This window comes from Shouchella oshimensis, from assembly GCF_002019765.1.
In the GTDB taxonomy this organism is placed as follows: Bacteria; Bacillota; Bacilli; order Bacillales; family Bacillaceae_D; genus Shouchella; species Shouchella oshimensis.
In genome coordinates, this window is record NZ_KV917380.1 from 2,070,486 (window position 1) to 2,091,522 (window position 21,037).

Below are 21,037 nucleotides of genomic sequence, written 5' to 3' on the forward strand. Positions count from 1 at the left end.
GGAGACTGAACATGTATTCCATTGCCATTGATATTGGTACCACAAGTGCTAAAGTTGTTTTATTTTCAAAAGACTACCGTTATAAAGCTGATCACGAAACGGCTTATCCATTACTCCAAGAAAAACCATCTTATGCAGAACAAGATCCAATTGTCATTCGTGATGCTGTTTTACATAGTTTGCAACAATTATTGGGGCAAACAAGTATTGAATCTAAAAACGTAACAACGATATCTTTCTCAGCCGCCATGCATTCATTAGTGGCGGTTGATGAAGAGGGCCGCCCATTAACACAGTTACTAACATGGGCAGATACTCGTGCTCAATCAATCACAACGATGTTAAAAGAAACCGATCAGGGAAAGCAATTCTATGAAAAAACCGGCACACCCATTCATCCTATGTCATGGATCGGAAAAATGAAATGGATGGAAGAGAATTGGCCAGATCTCTATACGCAAGCAAATAAATTTATATCAATTAAAGAGTTTATATGCTTTGATTTATTTGGAGAATACGTTGTTGATCAATCGATTGCAAGTAGCACAGGGCTATATAACTTAAAAACAAAAGATTGGGACGATAGTATTCTAGCATTCTTGCACATAACCACAGAAAAATTATCAACGGTGGTTGGAACCGATTATTGCTTTACAACACCAACAAACGTCATGCAGGCGTTTTCTTTCTCGCACAATTGTATATACCATATCGGTGCTAGTGATGGTGTGCTCGCAAATGTTGGAGCAGGAGGTTTATTAGACCAGGTTGCCACACTGACAATAGGAACAAGTGGGGCAGTAAGAGTGACGATTAAAGAACCGTTAACGGATAGCGCTATGCGTACGTTTTGCTATGTTTTAAATGAGTCTACATGGATCGCCGGCGGAGCAACAAACAATGGCGGCATTGCACTGACTTGGTATATCGAGCATTTTGCGAAAGGAGCCACTGTAAGTGAGATTATTGAAGAGGCCTTCACAGTTAAGCCAGGTGCGGAAGGACTACTCTTTTTACCTTTTATTAATGGAGAGCGTGCACCGTATTGGAATGGTGAAGCAAGTGGGGCGTTTATCGGCATGAGACGAACTCATAATCGAGCGCATTTTAGTCGAGCCGTTCTTGAGGGAATTCTTTATAGTTTACAATCTGTCTTAACATCGTTAGAGGAGTCTGTCGGGTCAATTAAGCGAATTCATGCATCAGGAGGTTTCGCAAGGTCTAAGCAGTGGGTTCAACTACTCGCTGACATTTCAGGTAAGACTGTTCGAATCCAAGAAACACATCATGCGTCATCATTAGGTGCCATTCGACTAGCTCATAATGACTTGGAACAGGGCGAACAAACATTTATGGCTCAATTTGAACCAAATAATCGAGACTATCATGTGTATAAGAAAAAATGTGAACTGTATCAAGTCCTTTACAATCAGTTAGAGCCAGTATTTCCAGAATTAGTCGTTGACAATTAAGTTAACCATAATTTTATTATGTAAACTAAGTATAAAGCTTACCTTTTTTGTAAATAGTAAAGCAAAAAGGGAGGTTACATAATGAGTTATGAAGATGGTTACAAAAATTTAGAACAAATTGAACTGGCGATAAAAGCTGCACAACATATGGTTGGCCAAGCAACTCATAGTATGGATAGTGAGCAATTACAAGCAGCAACAGCAGCTCTTGAGCAAGCTGAAGCACAATTTAAACAAGCACTTGCTTATCAAGGAAATATAGATGAAGCCTTTTTCGCCCATTCTTCTGCACTTTTAGACCAAGCCACTCACCAATTAGAAGAGGCACAAGATGACTATCGTTAAGAAAACGTGAGCCTTTGTTGGCTCACGTTTTTTCTATAAATAATGGATGGTCAAGATTGTCAAATTTACCCTGTTTAAACAAAACCATATCTAAGTCGTCATTATAGTCAATGTGCATGCCATCAATGTACCATAAATCATCTTTTGATACGTAAAATAAAATGCCTTCTTGCTGAATGGTTTCGTAATCAAAACCTTCTATTTCTCTTGTAACACCAACAGAGAAACCACCAGAACCAACACCACCAACACGAACAAATAATCGAAGCTCATCGCCATCTACTAAATGCATTTCTTGACGATAAAATTGAACAGCTTCTTTCGTTATTAGTACATTCATTTCATCACTCCTACAGAACTAGTGTATCATATGAAGCTTCTTTTCATCTTAGGTGTTGTTTAAACTCGTATATGCTAGTATGCTGAGAATGAAAGGTGGCGAACCAATATGAAACAAGCAGAAGAAAAATTTACTGATTATTTAAAACGAAAAAACCACTATGAGCAATTAGTAGGTTTGATGATATGGGATGCTCGGACTGGTGCACCTACAGGGGCAGTAGAGCAGAGAGCAGATGTAATGAGCACAATTTCAAGCGACATCTTTTCAATGACGACATCTCCTGAATTAAAAGAGCTTATCGACGAATTGAAAACCAAGAAGGATCATTCAGCTGTGTTAAACCGAGCAGTCGAAGAGGCAGAAAAAGCATACAATCGTAACACAAAAATTCCAGCTGATGAATATGCGGCATTTGTGAGATTACAGACGAATGCAGAAGCAAAATGGGAAGAAGCAAAGAGAGAAAATGATTTTGATATTTTCAAACCGTACTTAAAAGAATTAGTAGCGTTTAAAAAACGTTTTATTACTTATTTGGGGTATGAAAAGCATCCTTATAATACACTTTTAGATGATTTTGAACCTGGGGTTTTTACAGATACACTAGATGCGGTCTTCTCAGAGTTGAAAAGCCACCTTATTCCACTTATTCAACGTGTTTCTGCTTCAAAGCATCAACCAGAAACCACATGTCTATTTAAGCACTTTCCAAAAAGTGATCAAGAGAAATTAAGCATTTCGTTCCTTAAAACAATGGGCTATGACTTTACAAAAGGACGCTTAGATGAGAGCGTTCATCCATTTGCCATTGGTATAAATCCTTCAGATGTGCGGGTAACAACAAAGTACAATGAAAACGATTTCCGGGTTGCATTACTAGGAACGATCCATGAAGGCGGACACGCACTTTACGAGCAGCATATTGATGAGAATCTTATCCCGTACAACCTTGCAAGAGGGACTTCAATGGGGATTCATGAGTCTCAATCCCTTTTTTGGGAAAAATTTATTGGTCAATCGTATTCGTTTTGGGAAGTGATGTACAAAGAACTAGCAGCTCATGGAACAGGTCAATTTGATCAGGTTCCATTAGACGATTTTTACTTTGCACTAAACGAAGCAAAGCCATCATTGATTCGAATTGAAGCAGATGAGCTTACTTACTGCTTACATATTATTCTTCGTTACGAATTGGAAAAAGGATTATTTGAAGGAACGATTGAAGTGGATGAACTACCAAAGCTTTGGAATGACAAAATGGAAGAGTATCTTGGTATTCGACCAGATCATAATGGAGAAGGGGTACTACAAGATGTTCATTGGTCATCAGGAGACTTTGGCTACTTCCCTTCCTATGCACTAGGGTTCATTTACGCGGCTCAAATCAATCAAGTAATAAGAAAAGAGATTCCAGATGTTGACGATCTCATCCGTTCTGAAAATCTTGAACCGATTAGAGAGTGGCTAACAGAACAAATCCATCAGTATGGCGCTGTGAAAAAACCGAAAGAATTAATCGCAGCAATGACTGGTGGCGGGATCGACCCACAGCCATTGATTCACTATTTAACAGAAAAATATACACGCTTGTATCAACTATAAGAGAAGAAGGGTAATTGGCTATCAATGGCCAGTTACCCTTCTTCTATGAATTAAGATGCACGTTGATCAATTAATTGAATGACATCCATAAAACCGAATAGCAGCATCTCCAGAGCAAAAAATGTTAACAGAAGCCCAGTAAATTTGGTGAGAAAGAATAAAGAACGGGTATTCATTTGGCCGTATATCCAACAAACGAGCAGATGTACAGAGTAAGCGACACAGTAAACAATAAAGAAAGCAAGGTAAGTCACATAAGCGGTTGCCGATTTGGGTTGATCTGAAGTTAGCTCCTTCACAGGGCGGAACATGTCTTTCATTCGAGTAAACCCAATCTCAAAAGAATCCATACCAAACCATTCATTCCAGCTTAAGGTGACGGGACTTTTTTTACGCATTAATGTAATCGCTATAGATAGAATAACGACGCCTCCAAGTATTTGCATGAATCCAATCGGGATATATGTCCAAGAAAAGGCGACTTGACCGACCAAAAGAATGAAGATACTAATTGCAACTGTAAATAAGACTGTTCCAGATACAAATTCTTCGCCTTCAATCGTTTTTTTTGGCTTGCTCATATGGTTAAAAAAGATGGGATAAGTGACAGAAAAAATGGAGGTAAATGAATGAATGAAAAACGAAAACATGAATCTCACTCCTTTGCTCGCTTAAACAGTATTTCTAGCGGTTGTGTCGTAATTTGCTTGTAGTTTATCCGAGAAGAGGAAGACTATACATATTTTCTTAGAATTTGGCAAGGGAAAATCATGAGGAAATGTGTAAAAATAATGATTAACGTAATACATATTATGTAAACAAAACAAGGTGAAGCAATTCGATCTTTTTACCATGATTGAATTGCTTTTATTTTCGCTTCGTAATCAACGTGTGCATACACTTGAGTGGTAGCAACAGACTCATGACCAAGAAGTTGCTGTAACGTTAACACATTTACTCCGTTTCGAATTAAGGCCGTCGCAAAGCTGTGGCGAAGCTTATGTGCAGTGATCGTACGATTTTGGAGAGATGGTATGACTTTTTTAGCCCGTTCAAACAGACGTTGAATCATTTTCTGAAGGGCGCTAACGCTGATCGAGTGCGTATACGTCATCGTCCGAAAGTCAAAACCGACTAACAGAGTATTGTCTTGTTTCGGTTGAATCGTATCAGGTAAAGACTGAATATAGTGTTGAATAACATCAAGCACCTCTTCTGTAAGTGGGATGGTTCGTTGTTTGTTGCCCTTACCAAGTACCTGTATTTCTTTTCGATCAATATGAAGCTGTGAACGCTTTAAAGATGCTAGTTCTGATACACGCAAACCCGTGCGAACGAGTAGAGTAATAGCCGTTAAGTCTCGTAAAGCTAATAAACGGTGGTACTTTTTTTGGCGTAAGGTTAAGCCCTCATCATTAAGAGTTAGCGCCATAACAGCTTTCATTTCTTCAATCGATAAATAAACAGGCTCTCTTTTTTTTACTTTTGGTCTTGTGACCGCTTGAACAGGGTTTTCTTTTAAATGATATTGTTTCATTAAATAATGAAATAATGATTGAAGGGCTGATAACTTTCGATTAATTGTCTTTGCTTCATTTTCCAATTCCATTGCTAAATAATGAACATAGTTTTCAATTCCTTGTTGGTTAAGTTGTGAAAAATCGGAGAGGGTACTGTCTTTAGCTCTAAACGATTCTTCTCCACTTTGACGTTCAACAAAGTGAAAGAAATCAAGGAAATCATAAATGTAGCGTTGAATGGTCCCTTGGCTGTATCCAAGAGAACGGATGTGTTGAATGTACGTCTGGATAAAAACAGGCAAGTCGTCAAGTCGACGGTAGGGCTGCTTTTCAATAGGATGTTGTTGCTTTTCATGTGAACGTTGATGCTGATTAATTTTCGCAAAGATTGACATTGGATCACCTCTTTAGTAGTTTACCGCAAAATAAACGTTCTGTGAAATGATTATTTCATGGAACGTTTATTTTGCAATGAAAAAAGCTGGTTTGGATAACCTTGTTGCTCAGCGCAATGTAGATTAAATGAAAGAACAACTAGATTTTTATTGTGTAAACCCTTTCATTACGACGTGAATTTTTGCATAATAAAGAGGAGGAGAACGGCTTGCTATGAGGTTGGAGGGAAAAGCAGATGAAGGAAGAGATCATTGTTGTCACTGGCGGTAGTAGCGGTATGGGTAAAGCGATGGTACGACATTTTGCAAATGCTGGTGCTCGAGTTGTTGTTTGTGCACGTAACGAAGAACGATTAATTCAAACGAAACAGGAATTAGAAACATTTCCTGAGCAAATTACGACCTTTGCTTTAGATATTCGAAATCGAGGGGATATAGAAGCAATGGTCAACGACGTGTACGAAACAGTGGGCCCGATTACAGCTGTTGTCAATAATGCTGCTGGAAATTTCCTTTGTCCATCTGAAGACTTAACTGAAAATGGTTGGCATTCGGTTATTGACATCGTCTTAAATGGTACATGGCATATGACTCAAACGGTTGCGAAGCGATGGATTCAAGAAAAGCAAGCAGGCGCAATGGTTAATATTGTGGCAACGTATGCTGATACAGGTGGACCTGGTGTTGTTCATTCTGCGAGTGCAAAAGCAGGGGTACTTGCCATGACAAAAACACTTGCGGTGGAATGGGGTGCGTCCTATGGTATACGCGTCAATGCTATTGCCCCTGGACCAATTGAGGACACAGGCGGTGTAGACAAGCTAATTCAAAGTGAAAAAGCTCATCAGATGGCATTAAGGAGCATTCCGATGAAACGGTTTGGCAAAGGAGAAGAGGTAGCTCGTCTTGCCCATTATCTTCTTTCAACAGAGGGCTCGTATATTAATGGTACATGCATTACTATTGACGGTGGTCAATCAATTGGTCAATCAGGCTTCTTAACAGGAGCGGCCGCATTTCAACAATAACACGCGTTTCTTATCGCGTGTTTTTTTTATGCGATTCAGGTTAAAATAGGCACAATAACGGGTATGAATAAAGAGCGTTTTTGTATAGAAGGAGTGGCGAAAGAGTTGATCACATTTAAGCAAGTATCAAAGCAGTACGAAGACGGAACAAAAGCGGTAGCAAACGCCAATTTCACAATTGATAAAGGTGAGTTCTTTGTTTTAATTGGACCGAGTGGCTGTGGGAAAACAACAACATTAAAAATGATTAATCGTTTAATCCCGCCTACAGCAGGAGAATTATTCATTAATGATGTCAATACGAGCAAAGTCAATATCGATCAATTGCGATGGAACATTGGCTACGTACTTCAACAAATAGCGTTGTTTCCGCATATGACCGTTGCTGCTAACATAGCTATTGTCCCAGAATTAAAAGGTTGGGATCGAGACAAAACAAATGCTAGGGTTGACGAACTATTATCGTTAGTAGGACTAGACCCAGAAATTTACCGGCATCGATTACCAACGGATTTGTCTGGAGGTCAACAACAGCGAGTAGGAGTAGCTCGAGCTCTAGCAGCAGACCCTGACATTTTATTAATGGATGAACCGTTTAGTGCGCTCGATCCAGTAGCAAGAGCTTCGCTGCAAAAAGACATTAAGGCACTACAACAAAATATTAAAAAAACCATTGTATTCGTTACCCATGACATGGAGGAAGCAAAGTTCTTAGGAGATCGCATTGGGATGATGGAAGACGGACATGTGCTCCAAATTGGCACAGTACAAGAATTGATAGAAAATCCAGCTTCTCCATCAGTCACCCGCTTCTTACGCCATTCCGATGGAGTAGAGCAAACATCAATGCCAACCGTTGGCTCGATTCTTACTCCTATTGAAGATAGTGAGTATGTGACATCAGGAGAACATCAGTCCAAGAACGAGCTACAATTTGTTCTTTCGAACGATAATCAGCTAAAAGATGTACAGTATCTTGGAAAATCCATTGAACACTATCAAACCATTAATGATAGCGATACTCTTGAACAAACGTACCATCAGTTAGAACAATGTCCATTTCCGGCGCTCCCTGTTATAAAGGGCGATAAATGTATAGGCGTTGTTTCTTATCAAAATCTTGCTAAGTTAGCTATTCAACCGGCACTACATCACGCATAACCCTAATGTAATGGAAAGGAAAAGTGAATCGTCAGGGTGCGTGATACACGTTCGATTGCACTTATTTTGTTATGGAATCTTTTTGGTCATCTTATTTTACACTTTTTGAAGAACGTTCAGATTTATTATTGCAATCGTTTTGGGAGCATTTACAGTTATCTCTTATCTCATTACTTATTGCTGTAGCGATTGCCATACCAATTGGAATTGTACTTACCCGCTATACACGCTATTCTGAGTATGTTATTGGCATCGCTGCTGTTTTGCAAACCATTCCTTCGCTTGCGTTACTCGGGTTTCTTGTTTTATTTGTTGGAATCGGAACAACGCCTGCCATTATAGCGTTAACGGCTTACGCGCTTTTGCCTGTCCTTCGAAATACATACACAGGAATAAAAGAAGTGGATCCTGCGCTTGTGGAGGCAGCAAGAGGGATGGGAATGAATTCTCGTAAACGTTTATTAAAAGTAGAGTTACCCCTTGCTATGCCTACGGTTATGGCAGGTATTCGTACCTCCATGGTCTTAATAGTTGGAACAGCCACCCTCGCTGCTCTCGTTGGAGGAGGAGGACTTGGACAAATTATTATGCTTGGTATTCAACGAACGAGTAACGAATACATTTTATTTGGCGCACTACCTGCTACGCTGCTCGCGCTCTTTTTTGATTTTGTTTTACGCTTTACGGAGCGACGTTCGGAGAAAAAGGGAACAGGATCCTATAAGCCTATGTTAGCGGTTGTGTTAATTGCCCTCCTTATCGTGACTATCCCTCCAACTGTCAATGCAGTACGAGGTGTTGGCCAAGCAGATATCGTTATTGGCGGGAAAATGGGGCCGGAACCACCTATCTTAGCCAATATGTATAAAGAGTTAATTGAACAAGAAACCGATTTAGAAGTCGAAGTCATTGCACCACTGGGCACAACAAGTGTAAACTTTAATGCATTAGAAGTTGGTGATATCGCCATCTATCCTGAATTTACAGGGACTGTATTGGCTGATTTATTAAACATTGAGAACTTTAGCTATGATGAACGGGAGTCTTTTGAACAAGCACGAGACGAAATGTACGAACAATTAGGGCACACGCTGCTAGAACCAATGGGTTTTCAAAATACGTATGCCATTGCCATGCCTAGAGCATTAGCCGAGGAGCTTGAAGTAGAGACAATATCGGATTTAGAACCTTATGCAAACGAGCTAGAAGCTGGTTTTACATTTGAGTTTGCCGATCGAGAAGATGGGTATGCTGGATTTGAGGATGTGTATGGCTTTTCGTTTAGCAACGTAACAACGATTGATGTGTCCACTCGGTATCAAGCCATTTCCAATGGTAGTATTCAATTAAGTGACGTGTTCTCAACAGATCCACAAATTGTCGAGTACGATATGGTTGTGTTAGAAGATGATGCAACATTGTTTCCACCTTATCAAGCAGCTCCGCTGGTAAGCAATCATGCTATAAGTGAATACCCAGAACTTGAAGCCATTTTAAACCAATTAGCAGGAATAGGCTCAGAAGATGAAATTTCTGAGTTGAATTATCGCGTTGATATTAATGACGAAGATCCAGCCGCAGTGGCTCGTGACTTTTTAAACGAAAAAGGACTACTTACCAATTAAAAAGGAGAGAATGAACGATGAAAAATCCATCAGATCAACGAATAAAAGAAATTCTTCATACAAAAAAACGTATTGCTGTAGTTGGGCTTTCAAATAACCCAGATCGAACAAGCTACATGGTTTCTAAAGCAATGCAAGACGCAGGGTACACAATCATTCCAATCAATCCAAATGTGGACACCGTTTTAGGAGAAAAATCATATGCTTCCATCTCGGATTTAGATCAAGAGGTAGATATGGTAAATATATTTCGTAGAAGCGAATTCTTACCCGAGCTTGCAAAAGAAACCGTACAAGCAGGTATCCCTATCTTCTGGTCACAGCTTGGTGTTGTGAGCGAAGAAGCCTATTCGTTTTTACAAGAAAATCATGTCGAAACCATTATGGATCGCTGTATTAAAGTAGAGCACGCTAAATTTAAATAAGGCTATTTCCGTACTGCAAACGTGAGCAGTACGGTCTTTTTTGTGGAAAAATTTGCAGAGACGAAACAGGCATGATAAGGTTTTATTAGAAAAAACTGTTGCATCAAGGAAAACATTGACTAAAATAAAGATGGAGTATATTCTTTTAACAGAACACTTGTACTTATGTGTGTAAGGGTATTAGGAAGGGGAACGGAATGGCAAAACAACATGACTATAATGATGATTCCATTCAGGTACTAGAGGGGTTAGAAGCCGTTCGGAAGCGACCAGGAATGTATATTGGTTCTACAGATACCCGTGGTTTGCATCATCTTGTATATGAAATTGTCGACAACGCAGTCGATGAAGCGTTAGGAGGTCACGGTGCTTCAATTTATGTAACCATTCATAAAGATGGTAGTGTCTCCATTCAAGACGAGGGAAGAGGAATGCCTGTCGGGATGCACCGCTCTGGTAAACCGACACCTGAGGTCATTTTTACCGTATTACACGCAGGGGGGAAGTTTGGGCAAGGTGGTTATGCTACAAGCGGAGGGTTACATGGTGTTGGCGCTTCTGTTGTGAATGCGCTCTCGTCGTGGCTAGAAGTCGACATTAAGCGTGACGGCTATCGCTATACCCAGCGATTTGAAGACGGTGGTAAGCCAGTAACGACCCTTGAGAAGAAGGGAAAGACGAGAGGTGCAGGTACGCTCGTTCGTTTTATGCCAGACGACTCGATCTTTTCTACGGTGAATTTTAATACAGAAACCTTGTCGGAACGTTTACGAGAAGCCGCGTTTTTATTAAGAGGTGTCGCAATTACGTTAAAAGACGAACGACCAGGCAAGGAAATGGAAGAGCTCTTTCAGTTTGAGACCGGACTGGAAGCTTTTGTTGACTATTTAAATGAAGGGAAAGAACCTCTCCATCCAGTTGTATCATTTTCAGGTCAAGCAAACGAGATTGAAATGGACTTCTCGTTTCAGTTTCATGACGCTTATACGGAAAATGTGCTCTCGTTTGTAAATAATGTTCGTACACGGGATGGCGGAACTCATGAGCTAGGAGCGAAAACGGCAGTTACTCGAATGATGAATGAGCATGCTAAAAAAGTCGGCTTGTTAAAAGAAAAAGACAAAAAGCTTGATGGCTCTGACATTCGTGAAGGCTTTACAGCCGTTATATCGGTTCGCGTTCCAGAAGCAAAACTTCAGTTTGAGGGACAGACTAAAAGCAAACTCGGTACTGCTGAAGCACGCTCAGCTGTTGATGCAATCATATCCGAAAAGCTCTCGTACTACTTAGAAGAAAATCCAATGGTCGCTACAACCTTAATTAAGAAATCAATTAAAGCCGCTCAAGCCCGAGAAGCAGCCCGAAAAGCCCGGGAAGACGCGAGAAATGGCAAAAAAAATAAACGGAAAGACGTTCTATTAAGCGGAAAACTAACACCTGCTCAGTCCCGCAACCCAGACCGAAACGAACTGTATTTAGTAGAGGGAGACTCTGCTGGTGGTTCTGCGAAGCAAGGACGAGATCGGAAATTCCAAGCGGTTCTTCCGTTACGCGGGAAAGTCATTAACACTGAAAAAGCAAAGCTCGATGATATTATGAAGAATGAAGAGATTCGGACGATCATTCATACGATCGGAGCTGGCGTTGGAGCAGATTTTGATTTATCTGACTGCAACTATGACAAAGTGGTCATTATGACCGATGCGGATACAGATGGTGCCCATATTCAAGTGCTATTATTAACCTTTTTCTATCGCTATATGAAACCACTAATTGACGCTGGTAAGATTTATATTGCCTTACCACCGCTTTATAAAGTAAGTAAAGGCTCAGGAGCAAAAGAAAAAGTCCAGTATGCGTGGGAAGAGACGGAACTTCAACAAGCATTAAAAGCAATTGGAAAAGGATCAACCGTACAACGGTACAAAGGATTAGGTGAAATGAACGCTACTCAGCTTTGGGAGACAACGATGGACCCTGAAACGAGGACCCTTATCCGAGTTCGATTAGAAGATGCCGCGCGAGCAGAAAAGCATGTGGCTACGTTAATGGGTGACAAAGTGGAACCACGTAGAAAGTGGATTGAGAGCCATGTAGCATTTGGTTTAGAGGAAGAAACAAACATCCTAGAAAATGAAAACCTTCATGTAGGGGAGGAATCCTAATTGGCAAAAGCAGAAAAGTATCTTGATCTCCCCTTAGAAGATGTCATAGGAGATCGATTTAGTCGCTATAGTAAATACATTATTCAAGAACGTGCACTTCCTGATGCGCGAGATGGATTAAAACCGGTACAACGACGTATCTTGTACGCCATGTACACAGATGGTAATACGGCCGACAAACCGTATCGTAAAGCAGCGAAAACCGTTGGGAACGTGATCGGAAACTATCACCCACACGGTGATAGTTCTGTTTATGATGCCATGGTACGGATGAGTCAAGAATGGAAAGTACGTCAGCTTTTAATTGATATGCATGGAAACAATGGATCGATTGATGGCGACCCTCCAGCTGCGATGCGTTATACCGAAGCAAGGCTTTCGAAGATAAGTGCTGAGCTTATGCGTGATTTGGATAAAGGAACGGTTGATTACATTCCGAACTTCGATGACTCCATAGAAGAACCTGTTGTATTGCCAGCCATGTATCCAAACTTGCTGGTTAACGGTTCTACGGGTATCTCTGCAGGTTATGCAACCGATATTCCACCTCATCACTTACCTGAAATCATTGATGGTGCCGTTCGTTTAATGGAAAAACCGTCAACAACCATTGATGAACTTCTAACCATTATAAAAGGGCCAGATTTCCCAACTGGCGGTATCGTTCAAGGCTTAGATGGAATTCGGAAGGCGTACGAGACAGGCAAGGGAAAAGTTGTCGTACGAGCGAAAACAGCATTTGAAGAAGTTCGAGGTGGAAGAACGCAAATTGTTATAACGGAGCTCCCTTATGAAGTAGTAAAAGCAAACCTCGTAAAGAAAATGGACGAAATCCGCTTTGATAAAAAAGTAGATGGGATTGCAGAAGTGCGTGATGATACTGATCGGACTGGAATGCGCATTGTCGTAGAATTAAAAAAAGATGCAGAAGCAAATGCTATTTTAAACTATTTGTTTAAACATACTGATTTGCAGGTGATGTACCATTTTAATATGGTTGCCATTTATAATAAAACACCACAATTGATGGGGTTAAAAGCGCTTCTTCAAGCTTATATTGATCATCAAAAAGATGTTTTCACAAGAAAATCACAGTTTGAGCTTAAAAAAGCGCAAGAGCGTGCTCATATTGTTGAGGGGTTAATAAAAGCAGTTTCCATTCTTGATGAAGTGATTGCTGTGATTCGCGGTTCAAAAGATAAAAAAGACGCAAAACTTAATTTGCAAGAACAATTTGCGTTTACAGAGCCTCAGTCTGAAGCAATTGTAAACTTGCAATTGTATCGTTTAACAAACACGGATATTACGACCCTTGAAAAAGAAGCGGACGAACTGAAAAAGCGAATTGCGGAATTAGAAGCCATACTAGCAAGTGAAAAAAAGCTCATTCAAGTTATAAAAAAAGAATTAGTCCAAGTAAAAAAACAGTTTCATTCTGAAAGACGAACGGTCATTAAGGAAGAAATAGAAGAGTTAAAGATCAATATGGATCAACTGGTGGCAACAGAAGATGTACGTGTGACGATTACTCACGCAGGCTACGTCAAACGAACGAGTATTCGTTCGTACACAGCATCTAGTAAAGATGCTCCTGGAATGAAAGCCGGTGATACAGTGCTTCAATCTCTTGTTGCGTCCACCACTGACGTCCTTCTTCTTTTTACAAAGAAGGGAAACTACTTGTACTTACCGATTCATCAGCTGCCAGATATTCGCTGGAAGGATGATGGTCAGCATATCGCCAACATCATTCCCATCGATTCTGATGACGAATTAGTAACAACCCTTGTTATCTCTTCTTTTGATACTGATGAGTCACTTTTGTTTATGACCCGAAACGGGATGATCAAACGGACCGAGTTAAAGCTTTATCAAGCACAACGTAACTCTAAACCACTAATGGCTTTAAAGATAAAAGAAGACGATTCTCTCGTATCAGTTGAAAAAACGAATGGAAAAAAAGAGTTATTTGCTGCCACACATTTTGGCTATGGGCTCTGGTTCTCAGAAAATGATATCTCCCTCGTTGGTCAACGCGCAGCAGGTGTAAAAGGGATGAACATTAAGCCTGGGGACTACGTCGTTGGCTTTGAAACTTTCGAATTAGAAGATACAGTCGAATTCCTCTGTGTCACGCAGCGTGGCTCTGTTAAACGAATGGCCATTACTGAATTTGAAAAATCAAGTCGAAATAAACGTGGATCGGTTTTACTTCGTGAGTTGAAATCAAATCCCCACCGCCTTGTTGGGTTTAAAAAAATCACTCCGGACACAACGTTGTTTTTAGTAGAAACCGATCAAGATGAACAGATTTTTGTTGATCCGACTAAGTATCGAAAAGCGGATCGCTATTCGAATGGATCCTATGCATTTGATGAAAACGATCGCGGGAAAGCGCGACAATTAAAAGTGGTCGTGGACACCACCGATCACGAATAAAACATAGCACTGCTATCGCTTTAAGGGTAGCAGTGCTTATTTGTTTTCCTTGTACCTGTTTAAAGTGCGCATTGTAAGGGAAAGAGTAGGATAACGAATGATTGGAGGAACGATGATGTCATTAACAAAGGATCAATTAAACTATTTGAAAAAAGAATTACATTCGATGAAAGAGTCAATAGAGAAGCGAACGTCTACACCTGAAGGGGAAATGTCAGAAATGAGAGGCGATATTGCTCGCGGAGTAGACAATCACTTAGCAGAAACAGCGTCAGAATATGAGGATCGAGTACGAACACAAACCATCAATGAAGCCGATGAACATCGATTAGCCGAAATTAATGAAGCTTTGGAGCGAATGGAAGATGGTAGCTACGGTACTTGTATTGATACAGGCAAGGAAATTCCATATGAGCGATTAGAAGCATTGCCGTATGCGAAACGTACAACAGAAGCTCAAGAAGAAGCGGAAGAGCCTTTTGCGGATAGTAGTGAAGAAGATCGTGCTGTTGGTTTGCATCATGCGCAACTGGATCGTGACACAGAGACCACTAGAGAATTAGCCAGAGAGCAAGATGCCGACGAACATTCTAGTGAAGTCGATGCAGAACATCATTATGATGAGAAAACAGATGAACAAAGCAATCAATAGTTAAAACCTCTATTCGTTCTTCAACGAATAGAGGTTTTTTATTTACTTACTATTAGTATCCTCAAAACCAAACCGTATAAAGTAAATGACGGTGCGGAAAAAGCCAATGTCATTTAAAATAACGATGAGCACCAGCAAAACAGGACCTAAGAACAGACCAAAAGCGCCGAACAATTGTAATCCTGCAAAAAGTGAAATGAGTACAGCAACTGGATTTAAGTTCATATTGGAAGAAAGAACTTTTGGCTCAAGCATTTGACGAACGATCACGATAATGACATAGAGAATCGCAATACCAAGGCCACCAGACATATCTCCTGTTACAAATAGGTAAATGAACCACGGGATTAAAATAGTGCCTGTTCCAAGATAAGGAAGTAACTCTGCAATCCCTACAACAATGGCTAGCATCCATGCATTTTCAACATTAAGAATGAGCAAGCCAATAAAAACAATTAACGCGGTAACAACCATTAATATTAGTTGAGCACGTATAAAGCCAAACAAACGAATACGAGTCGCTTGGACAAATTCTTTCCCTTTAGAACGAACTTTACGAGGAACATGTCGATCGTAAACAGACTGATAAAAACTCCAGCTTTTCCCCATGAAATAAATACTTAAGATGATAAATAGAAACGCAACAAGAAAACTAGGCAAACCAATTAAGATATTGGCTACCACATCTAAAGCAGCCTGTCCGATGTTACCAACAATATTGCTAATCGACGTTCCAAGCTGATTTATCCCCTCTGATAGTGGGCTTGTGCCGCCTGAATCAAACTGATCGATTGTGCGAAGAAATTCATGCCATAATGGCAAAATGGTCTCGTTAAAGTAAAGCTGAATTTTAGCGGCCCCTTCTTCTATCCACATAGGGACTTGTTCAAAAAACTCACGCAAGCTAAAGTAAACAAGAAAAACAATACCAGTTAAAACAGCACTTATCGCTAATATGCCGCCAAGTAAACCAAATAGACTGGCAAACCCTTTGTTAAATTTCAACTTATACTGAAAAAATCGTGCTACAGGCTGGAGCATCCATGCAAACAAAGCCGCAAACCAGAATGGATATGTAAGTGAAAAGACTCTAGCAACAAGCCAACCAAAAAGTATAAGAAATAGGATGATGATGAGTGTTCGTAACGCCATCCAACCAACTTCTTTAGACAAAGACACACCTTCTTCCAACATCGTGTAAGCTTTCTTTCTATCCTTTATTGTATAAGAGTGCTTATTTTACTGTCAAATCCAGACAGGTAAGCAAAACACCGCACGTCAAAGGAAACGTAGCGGTGTGAACAATACTGACATCTTTATAGAGCTGGTTCAGCAAGGTTTTCTAACGGGAGAACAAGAACTTCAACGCGACGGTTCTGTTCTCTTCCTTCTGTTGTTTCGTTAGTAGCAACAGGGTGGTATTCACCGTAGCCTGAATAGGAAAGCTGACCGGGCTTTAAATAGTCAGATTCTAAGAATAGCTTCATTACATTATATGCACGTGCTCCACTTAAATCCCAATTTGATTCAAAATTTGCGCCACCCATCGGAACATCATCAGTGTGACCAGAAATTTGAATATAGCGTGGGGGATCGGAAGCAAGCATAGCGGACAATTGGTCCATTAACTCATGAGAATTCTGTCTCAATTCGGCACTACCAGAATCAAAAAGAATGCCATCATTAATGGTAATAAGCAGACCTGAAGCACCAAGTTCTGTTTGTAACCGATCAGCAAGTGCTTTCTCTTCAATATACCCATTTAGGCGGGATTGTAACTCTTCTAACTCCGTTTTTTCAGTTTCTGCTGCTTCACTTAGTAAAGCTTCAACCGATTCTGTCGATTCTTGTGTCGGACTTTCGTCTTCAACAATTGAGTCTTGGTAATCAAGAACACCTTTTCCACCTAACGTTTCTGAGAGAACAACCCGGAGCTCATCGTATTTAGCTTGATCGACTTGACCCATAGCAAATAAAACAATAAATAGAGCAACAAGCAATGTTAACATATCTGCATAAGGGAGGAGCCAAGATTCATCCACATGTTCCTCAGACCGAGATTTAAATCTCCGCTTCTGCGACATCGTCTCTTCTCACGCCTCCTTTTCCTCGTTGTTGTTCCTTTTCTTCTAGATATACACTTAAATATTCTTCAACTGAACGAGGAGAACTTCCTCCAATAATGGCAACTGTGCCTTCAATAATCATGTGCTGATGCAATACTTCCATAGTTGATTTTCGCTTTAATTTGTTTGCAAAAGGATGCCAAAGCACATATCCAAAGAAAATACCGAGTAATGTTGCCACGAACGCTGCCGCTATAGACTCGCCTAACATAGTAATATCATCTAGGTTTCCTAGCGCAGCAATGAGACCTAAAACAGCTCCTAACACACCAAGACTGGGAGAATATGTTCCGGCTTGACTAAATATCGCCGCTCCAGAAGCATGACGCTCTTGCATAGCGTCAATTCGTTCATGTAAAGAATGACGAATGTAATCAGGATCTTGTCCATCAATCATCATTCGAATGGCTTGCTTAAAAAAAGGATCTTCAATCTCATCAATTTTTCCTTCTAACGCGAGCATACCGTCTCGTCTCGAAATCGAAGCATAATCAACGAACTGTTCGATAATTTCCTGCTGAGTCATACCCTTTCTATCTGAAAAAAGAACCCGAAATAACTTAGGGATTCGTTTTATATCTGCAAAAGGGAATGCAATAAAAACGCAAGCAAATGTTCCTAGCACAATTATGACGATGGCGGCAGGATTTAACAAAACCTCAAGACTTGAACCTTTTAAAAGCATACCAAGCACGAGTGTACAAATACCAAAAAATATACCAATGAATGATGACTTATCCATGTATGTCTCCTTTTAATGTTAATTTAAGAATACGTCTCACCATTTAAATCGGTTGAAATGATTCCACATTGAAGGTTCATACTTGATTTCATTGTTTGTTCACAAGAATTGAGTCTAAAGAATGACGATAATATGGGTAAAATTGCATAATAATTCTCCAATTGTCCATAGTAGAGGAGAGGAAGAGGTGTATACAAATGGTTTATTTCTCGTTACGATGGCTATTTGTTGTGATTGGAGCTATCATTGCTGCTGTTGCAATTGAATTATTTTTGTTGCCGAATCATATTATAGATGGCGGAATAATAGGCATATCGCTAATTCTAAATCGTCTCTCAGCAATCAATTTTGGACTACTCGTTTTTATCATCAACCTTCCTTTTTTATACATTGGTTATAAACATTTAGGGAAAGGTTTTTTTATTTACTCTCTACTAGGTATTGTCGGACTAGCCGTTACAGAGGCGATTTTACATCAGTTTCATTTTGCTCCAATTACTGATACACCTTTATTAGCAACAATCTTTGGAGGGCTGTTATTAGGAATTGGTGTTGGGATCGTTATACGAAATGGCGGGGCCATGGATGGAACTGAAATCTTATCATTAATTCTTACAAAACGATTACCGTTCACTGTTGGTGAGTGCGTTCTTGTTTTTAACCTTTTTGTTTTTGCTTGGGCGGCCTTTGTTTTCGGAATTGAGAACGCTATGTATTCCGTTTTAACGTATTATGTTGCCGCAAAGGCAATTGACACAGTTGTTGAAGGGCTAGATGCAACAAAAGCGGTGATGATTGTGTCGAGTCATTACGAAGAATTAACAACGATTATTACACAGCGGTTAGGAAAAGGGGTAACACGCTTAAAAGCGCAAGGAGGTTACGAAGGGGATAAAAAAGATGTGCTTTATGTTGTTGTAAAACGAATGGAAGTTATTCAGTTGAAAAAAGCGATTTATGAAGTTGATAAACATGCTTTTTTCACTATTATCGATGCCCATGAATCAAGAGGCTCAACCTTTAAACAAAAAGAGGATCACTGAATATGTGATACAGTTTCAGCTCTTTCCTCTTGTTTGTTTATCCGTTCCAGAACCTACGAAATGGTTGTTTCAAATCCACCCAGTAACGTTAAATGTTTGACCGGTACGATCGATACGTTCTTCCTTTCCAAAATAAAAGCAAAGCTATTAGTAGCCCAATGACAGAAAAAACGAAAATAATCGTTTGAATGTCTATTCCCCTTGATACGAGTAGTGTCACCCCTGCATATGCAAGTGGATCAAAGCCGTTCATAGCGAGAAAAATAATGCTCATTACTCTCCCCATAATACGAGGATCCGTATCTTCTTGCGCAGAAGAAAAGAATGGAATGGCGACAAACGTCATGGTGAATCCAAGCATAAATGCTAAGATGGTTACAGCTGTTAAATTAGGAATTTGGCTAAAGGCTAATGCGACAATCAATGTTGCGATCAACCCGAGGATTGATGTTAACCCTCGGTTACGAAGTTTAACAGTGCCGATTATGACTGTGCTTACGAGCATGCCAATAGCTAAAGAGGCTTCAATATAGCTAAGGTTAATGGGTGATCCTCCATACGTTTCAACTAAAATCGGTATGGCAATGGAAATCGCACCGAAGGCAAAAAAGTTTAACGTAATTAAAATGAAAATTCCTGTTACTAAAAAGGAATTTGCTTTTACATAAGAAAAGCCTTCAAGAAGATCTCTAAAAGGTGTTTGCTTAACGGTATTTTCAACAGGACCCTCTTTTAAAAATCGTGGAAACATAAAGAAAGCAGACAAAAAAACGATGATCATTGCTGTTAAGTAGCTCGAAGTGATACCACCAAACTCCATGATGGTTCCTGCAACAATAGGACCGACTACAAAGCCAATTTGGCCTAATCCTTGGATAATGGCATTGGCTTGTTTGATTTGATTTTTTTCAACCATTTTTGGTATTAATGAGGTTCCTGCTGGCCCTGAAAACGCATCTAACGTTCCAAATAAAAAGCCTATTATCAGAAGATAGCTAAAACTTAGTTGGTCCGTAGCATGCAACAAAAATACGATCAGTAAGAGGAAGCCTTGAATGGTACTCGTGCTAAACATAATCGTGGTTTTCTTAAATTTATCGGCTAGAACCCCTCCAAACGCCATCATTAAAATACGTGGTACTGTGATTGCAATAAGAATAATACCGAGAGAACTCGCTGAACCTAGCTCAGCAATAACAAACCATGTTGTGGTCATAAAAAACGTACTAAAGCCAATAATCGCTAAGAAACTGGCAATAAATAAAAAGATAAAGGGGTAATTTTTAATTAATGGTTTTTCCATGGAGAATCATCCTTTTCAACTAGAATACAGTTCATTCTAGATGGTGACGGTACGTCTTATGCAAGGGCTCTTAATGTTTTTTTTCGTCTTCTTAACGTCTTATGGTAATCTTGTAAGGGACATTCGAATAAAACAGAATGTAAAAAGGAGAGAGTAGTCAGTGGAAGTGATTTATTTTGCAGGTGGCTGCTTGTGGGGTGTGCAAGCATTTATTAAAACATTACCAGGTGTATACGGAACAGAAGCTGGGAGGGCAAACGGAACAAGTCAGTCTCTTAAAGGGCCCTATGATGGCTACGCTGAATGTGTAAAAACGACATTCGATCCTACTGTTGTATCCGTGACTGATTTAATGGATTATTTCTTTGAAATCATTGACCCGTATAGTGTGAATAAACAAGGTATAGATAGTGGAGTGAAATATAGAACAGGTGTCTATAGTGAAAAAATCGAGCATGTAAACGAAGCACGAGAATTTATTGCCGCAAGAGCTGATGCTAGTCGAATTATGGTTGAAGTAAGCCCTCTCCAAAACTATGTAAAGAGTGCTGAAGAGCATCAAGATCGACTAGACAAACATCCGAATGATCAATGTCACATACCGAAAGCGTTGCTACACAAGTATAAGTAAAGCCCTTTTCCTGTTTTATG

19 protein-coding genes are annotated in these 21,037 nt (G+C 39.9%); 12 read left to right on the forward strand and 7 right to left on the reverse strand.

Annotated features, from left to right (window positions below; translation table 11 throughout):
* The first annotated feature begins 11 nt into the window (after positions 1–11).
* Both BK583_RS10480 and BK583_RS10485 read left to right on the forward strand, forming a co-directional pair.
* Positions 12–1,472: a gluconokinase gene (locus BK583_RS10480; RefSeq protein WP_055737695.1), complete on the forward strand. Its 1,461-nt coding sequence runs from the start codon at positions 12–14 to the stop codon at positions 1,470–1,472.
* 81 nt (positions 1,473–1,553) lie between these two features.
* Positions 1,554–1,817 (forward strand): DUF2564 family protein, encoded by a 264-nt coding sequence (locus tag BK583_RS10485; RefSeq protein WP_055737696.1) that lies wholly within the window; start codon positions 1,554–1,556, stop codon positions 1,815–1,817.
* 22 nt (positions 1,818–1,839) lie between these two features.
* Here the strand turns inward: BK583_RS10485 and BK583_RS10490 are convergent, their stop codons facing one another.
* Entirely contained in the window at positions 1,840–2,157 is a 318-nt protein-coding gene (locus BK583_RS10490; protein WP_055737697.1) for an iron-sulfur cluster biosynthesis family protein, read from the reverse strand.
* A 108-nt stretch (positions 2,158–2,265) separates the two neighbouring features.
* On the opposite strand from BK583_RS10490, the gene BK583_RS10495 reads away from it, so the two are divergent.
* Positions 2,266–3,762, forward strand: coding sequence for a carboxypeptidase M32 (locus tag BK583_RS10495; protein ID WP_055737698.1), 1,497 nt, complete (start codon positions 2,266–2,268; stop codon positions 3,760–3,762).
* 50 nt (positions 3,763–3,812) lie between these two features.
* On the opposite strand, the gene BK583_RS10500 is transcribed toward BK583_RS10495, so the two are convergent.
* The gene (locus BK583_RS10500; RefSeq protein ID WP_038480017.1) at positions 3,813–4,412 is read right to left on the reverse strand and encodes a hypothetical protein; all 600 of its coding nucleotides are present in this window, start codon (positions 4,410–4,412) and stop codon (positions 3,813–3,815) included.
* Positions 4,413–4,609: 197 nt separating this feature from the next.
* On the reverse strand, positions 4,610–5,677 hold the full coding sequence (locus BK583_RS10505) for a tyrosine-type recombinase/integrase (protein ID WP_055737699.1): 1,068 nt from the start codon (positions 5,675–5,677) through the stop codon (positions 4,610–4,612).
* 236 nt (positions 5,678–5,913) lie between these two features.
* Here BK583_RS10505 and fadH point away from each other — a divergent pair, with 236 nt between their 5' ends.
* The 7 genes from fadH to BK583_RS10540 all read left to right on the forward strand — a co-directional run bounded on the left by fadH (position 5,914) and on the right by BK583_RS10540 (position 15,172).
* Positions 5,914–6,705 carry a 2,4-dienoyl-CoA reductase gene (fadH, locus tag BK583_RS10510; RefSeq protein ID WP_055737700.1) on the forward strand — a complete coding sequence of 264 codons (792 nt, stop codon included), beginning with the start codon at positions 5,914–5,916 and terminating at the stop codon, positions 6,703–6,705.
* 105 nt (positions 6,706–6,810) lie between these two features.
* Positions 6,811–7,866, forward strand: coding sequence for an ABC transporter ATP-binding protein (locus tag BK583_RS10515; protein ID WP_055737701.1), 1,056 nt, complete (start codon positions 6,811–6,813; stop codon positions 7,864–7,866).
* Between the two features lie 71 nt (positions 7,867–7,937).
* A complete protein-coding gene (locus BK583_RS10520) occupies positions 7,938–9,491 on the forward strand; it encodes an ABC transporter permease/substrate-binding protein (protein WP_055737702.1) in 1,554 nt (517 codons plus the stop codon).
* Between the two features lie 17 nt (positions 9,492–9,508).
* Positions 9,509–9,916 carry a CoA-binding protein gene (locus BK583_RS10525; RefSeq protein WP_055737703.1) on the forward strand — a complete coding sequence of 136 codons (408 nt, stop codon included), beginning with the start codon at positions 9,509–9,511 and terminating at the stop codon, positions 9,914–9,916.
* A gap of 197 nt (positions 9,917–10,113) precedes the next feature.
* On the forward strand, positions 10,114–12,081 hold the full coding sequence (gene parE, locus BK583_RS10530; protein ID WP_038480002.1) for a DNA topoisomerase IV subunit B: 1,968 nt from the start codon (positions 10,114–10,116) through the stop codon (positions 12,079–12,081).
* Complete coding sequence (gene parC, locus BK583_RS10535; protein ID WP_038479999.1) at positions 12,082–14,520, forward strand: DNA topoisomerase IV subunit A; 2,439 nt, start codon at positions 12,082–12,084, stop codon at positions 14,518–14,520.
* Positions 14,521–14,617: 97 nt separating this feature from the next.
* On the forward strand, positions 14,618–15,172 hold the full coding sequence (locus BK583_RS10540) for a TraR/DksA family transcriptional regulator (protein ID WP_241741929.1): 555 nt from the start codon (positions 14,618–14,620) through the stop codon (positions 15,170–15,172).
* A gap of 42 nt (positions 15,173–15,214) precedes the next feature.
* Here BK583_RS10540 and ytvI read toward each other — a convergent pair whose 3' ends face one another.
* The 3 genes from ytvI to motA all read right to left on the reverse strand — a co-directional run bounded on the left by ytvI (position 15,215) and on the right by motA (position 18,040).
* Positions 15,215–16,345, reverse strand: coding sequence for a sporulation integral membrane protein YtvI (ytvI, locus tag BK583_RS10545; RefSeq protein WP_038485659.1), 1,131 nt, complete (start codon positions 16,343–16,345; stop codon positions 15,215–15,217).
* 143 nt (positions 16,346–16,488) lie between these two features.
* Positions 16,489–17,256: an OmpA family protein gene (locus BK583_RS10550; protein ID WP_038479995.1), complete on the reverse strand. Its 768-nt coding sequence runs from the start codon at positions 17,254–17,256 to the stop codon at positions 16,489–16,491.
* Positions 17,234–18,040, reverse strand: a complete 807-nt coding sequence (gene motA, locus BK583_RS10555) for a flagellar motor stator protein MotA (RefSeq protein ID WP_055737704.1) — start codon at positions 18,038–18,040, stop codon at positions 17,234–17,236. Before motA ends, BK583_RS10550 begins: the two co-directional genes overlap by 23 nt.
* A gap of 197 nt (positions 18,041–18,237) precedes the next feature.
* On the opposite strand from motA, the gene BK583_RS10560 reads away from it, so the two are divergent.
* A complete protein-coding gene (locus tag BK583_RS10560) occupies positions 18,238–19,083 on the forward strand; it encodes a YitT family protein (RefSeq protein WP_038479989.1) in 846 nt (281 codons plus the stop codon).
* A gap of 88 nt (positions 19,084–19,171) precedes the next feature.
* Here the strand turns inward: BK583_RS10560 and BK583_RS10565 are convergent, their stop codons facing one another.
* Positions 19,172–20,386 carry an MFS transporter gene (locus BK583_RS10565; RefSeq protein ID WP_055737705.1) on the reverse strand — a complete coding sequence of 405 codons (1,215 nt, stop codon included), beginning with the start codon at positions 20,384–20,386 and terminating at the stop codon, positions 19,172–19,174.
* A 160-nt stretch (positions 20,387–20,546) separates the two neighbouring features.
* Here BK583_RS10565 and BK583_RS10570 point away from each other — a divergent pair, with 160 nt between their 5' ends.
* A complete protein-coding gene (locus BK583_RS10570) occupies positions 20,547–21,017 on the forward strand; it encodes a peptide-methionine (S)-S-oxide reductase (RefSeq protein ID WP_055737706.1) in 471 nt (156 codons plus the stop codon).
* Positions 21,018–21,037: the final 20 nt, after the last annotated feature.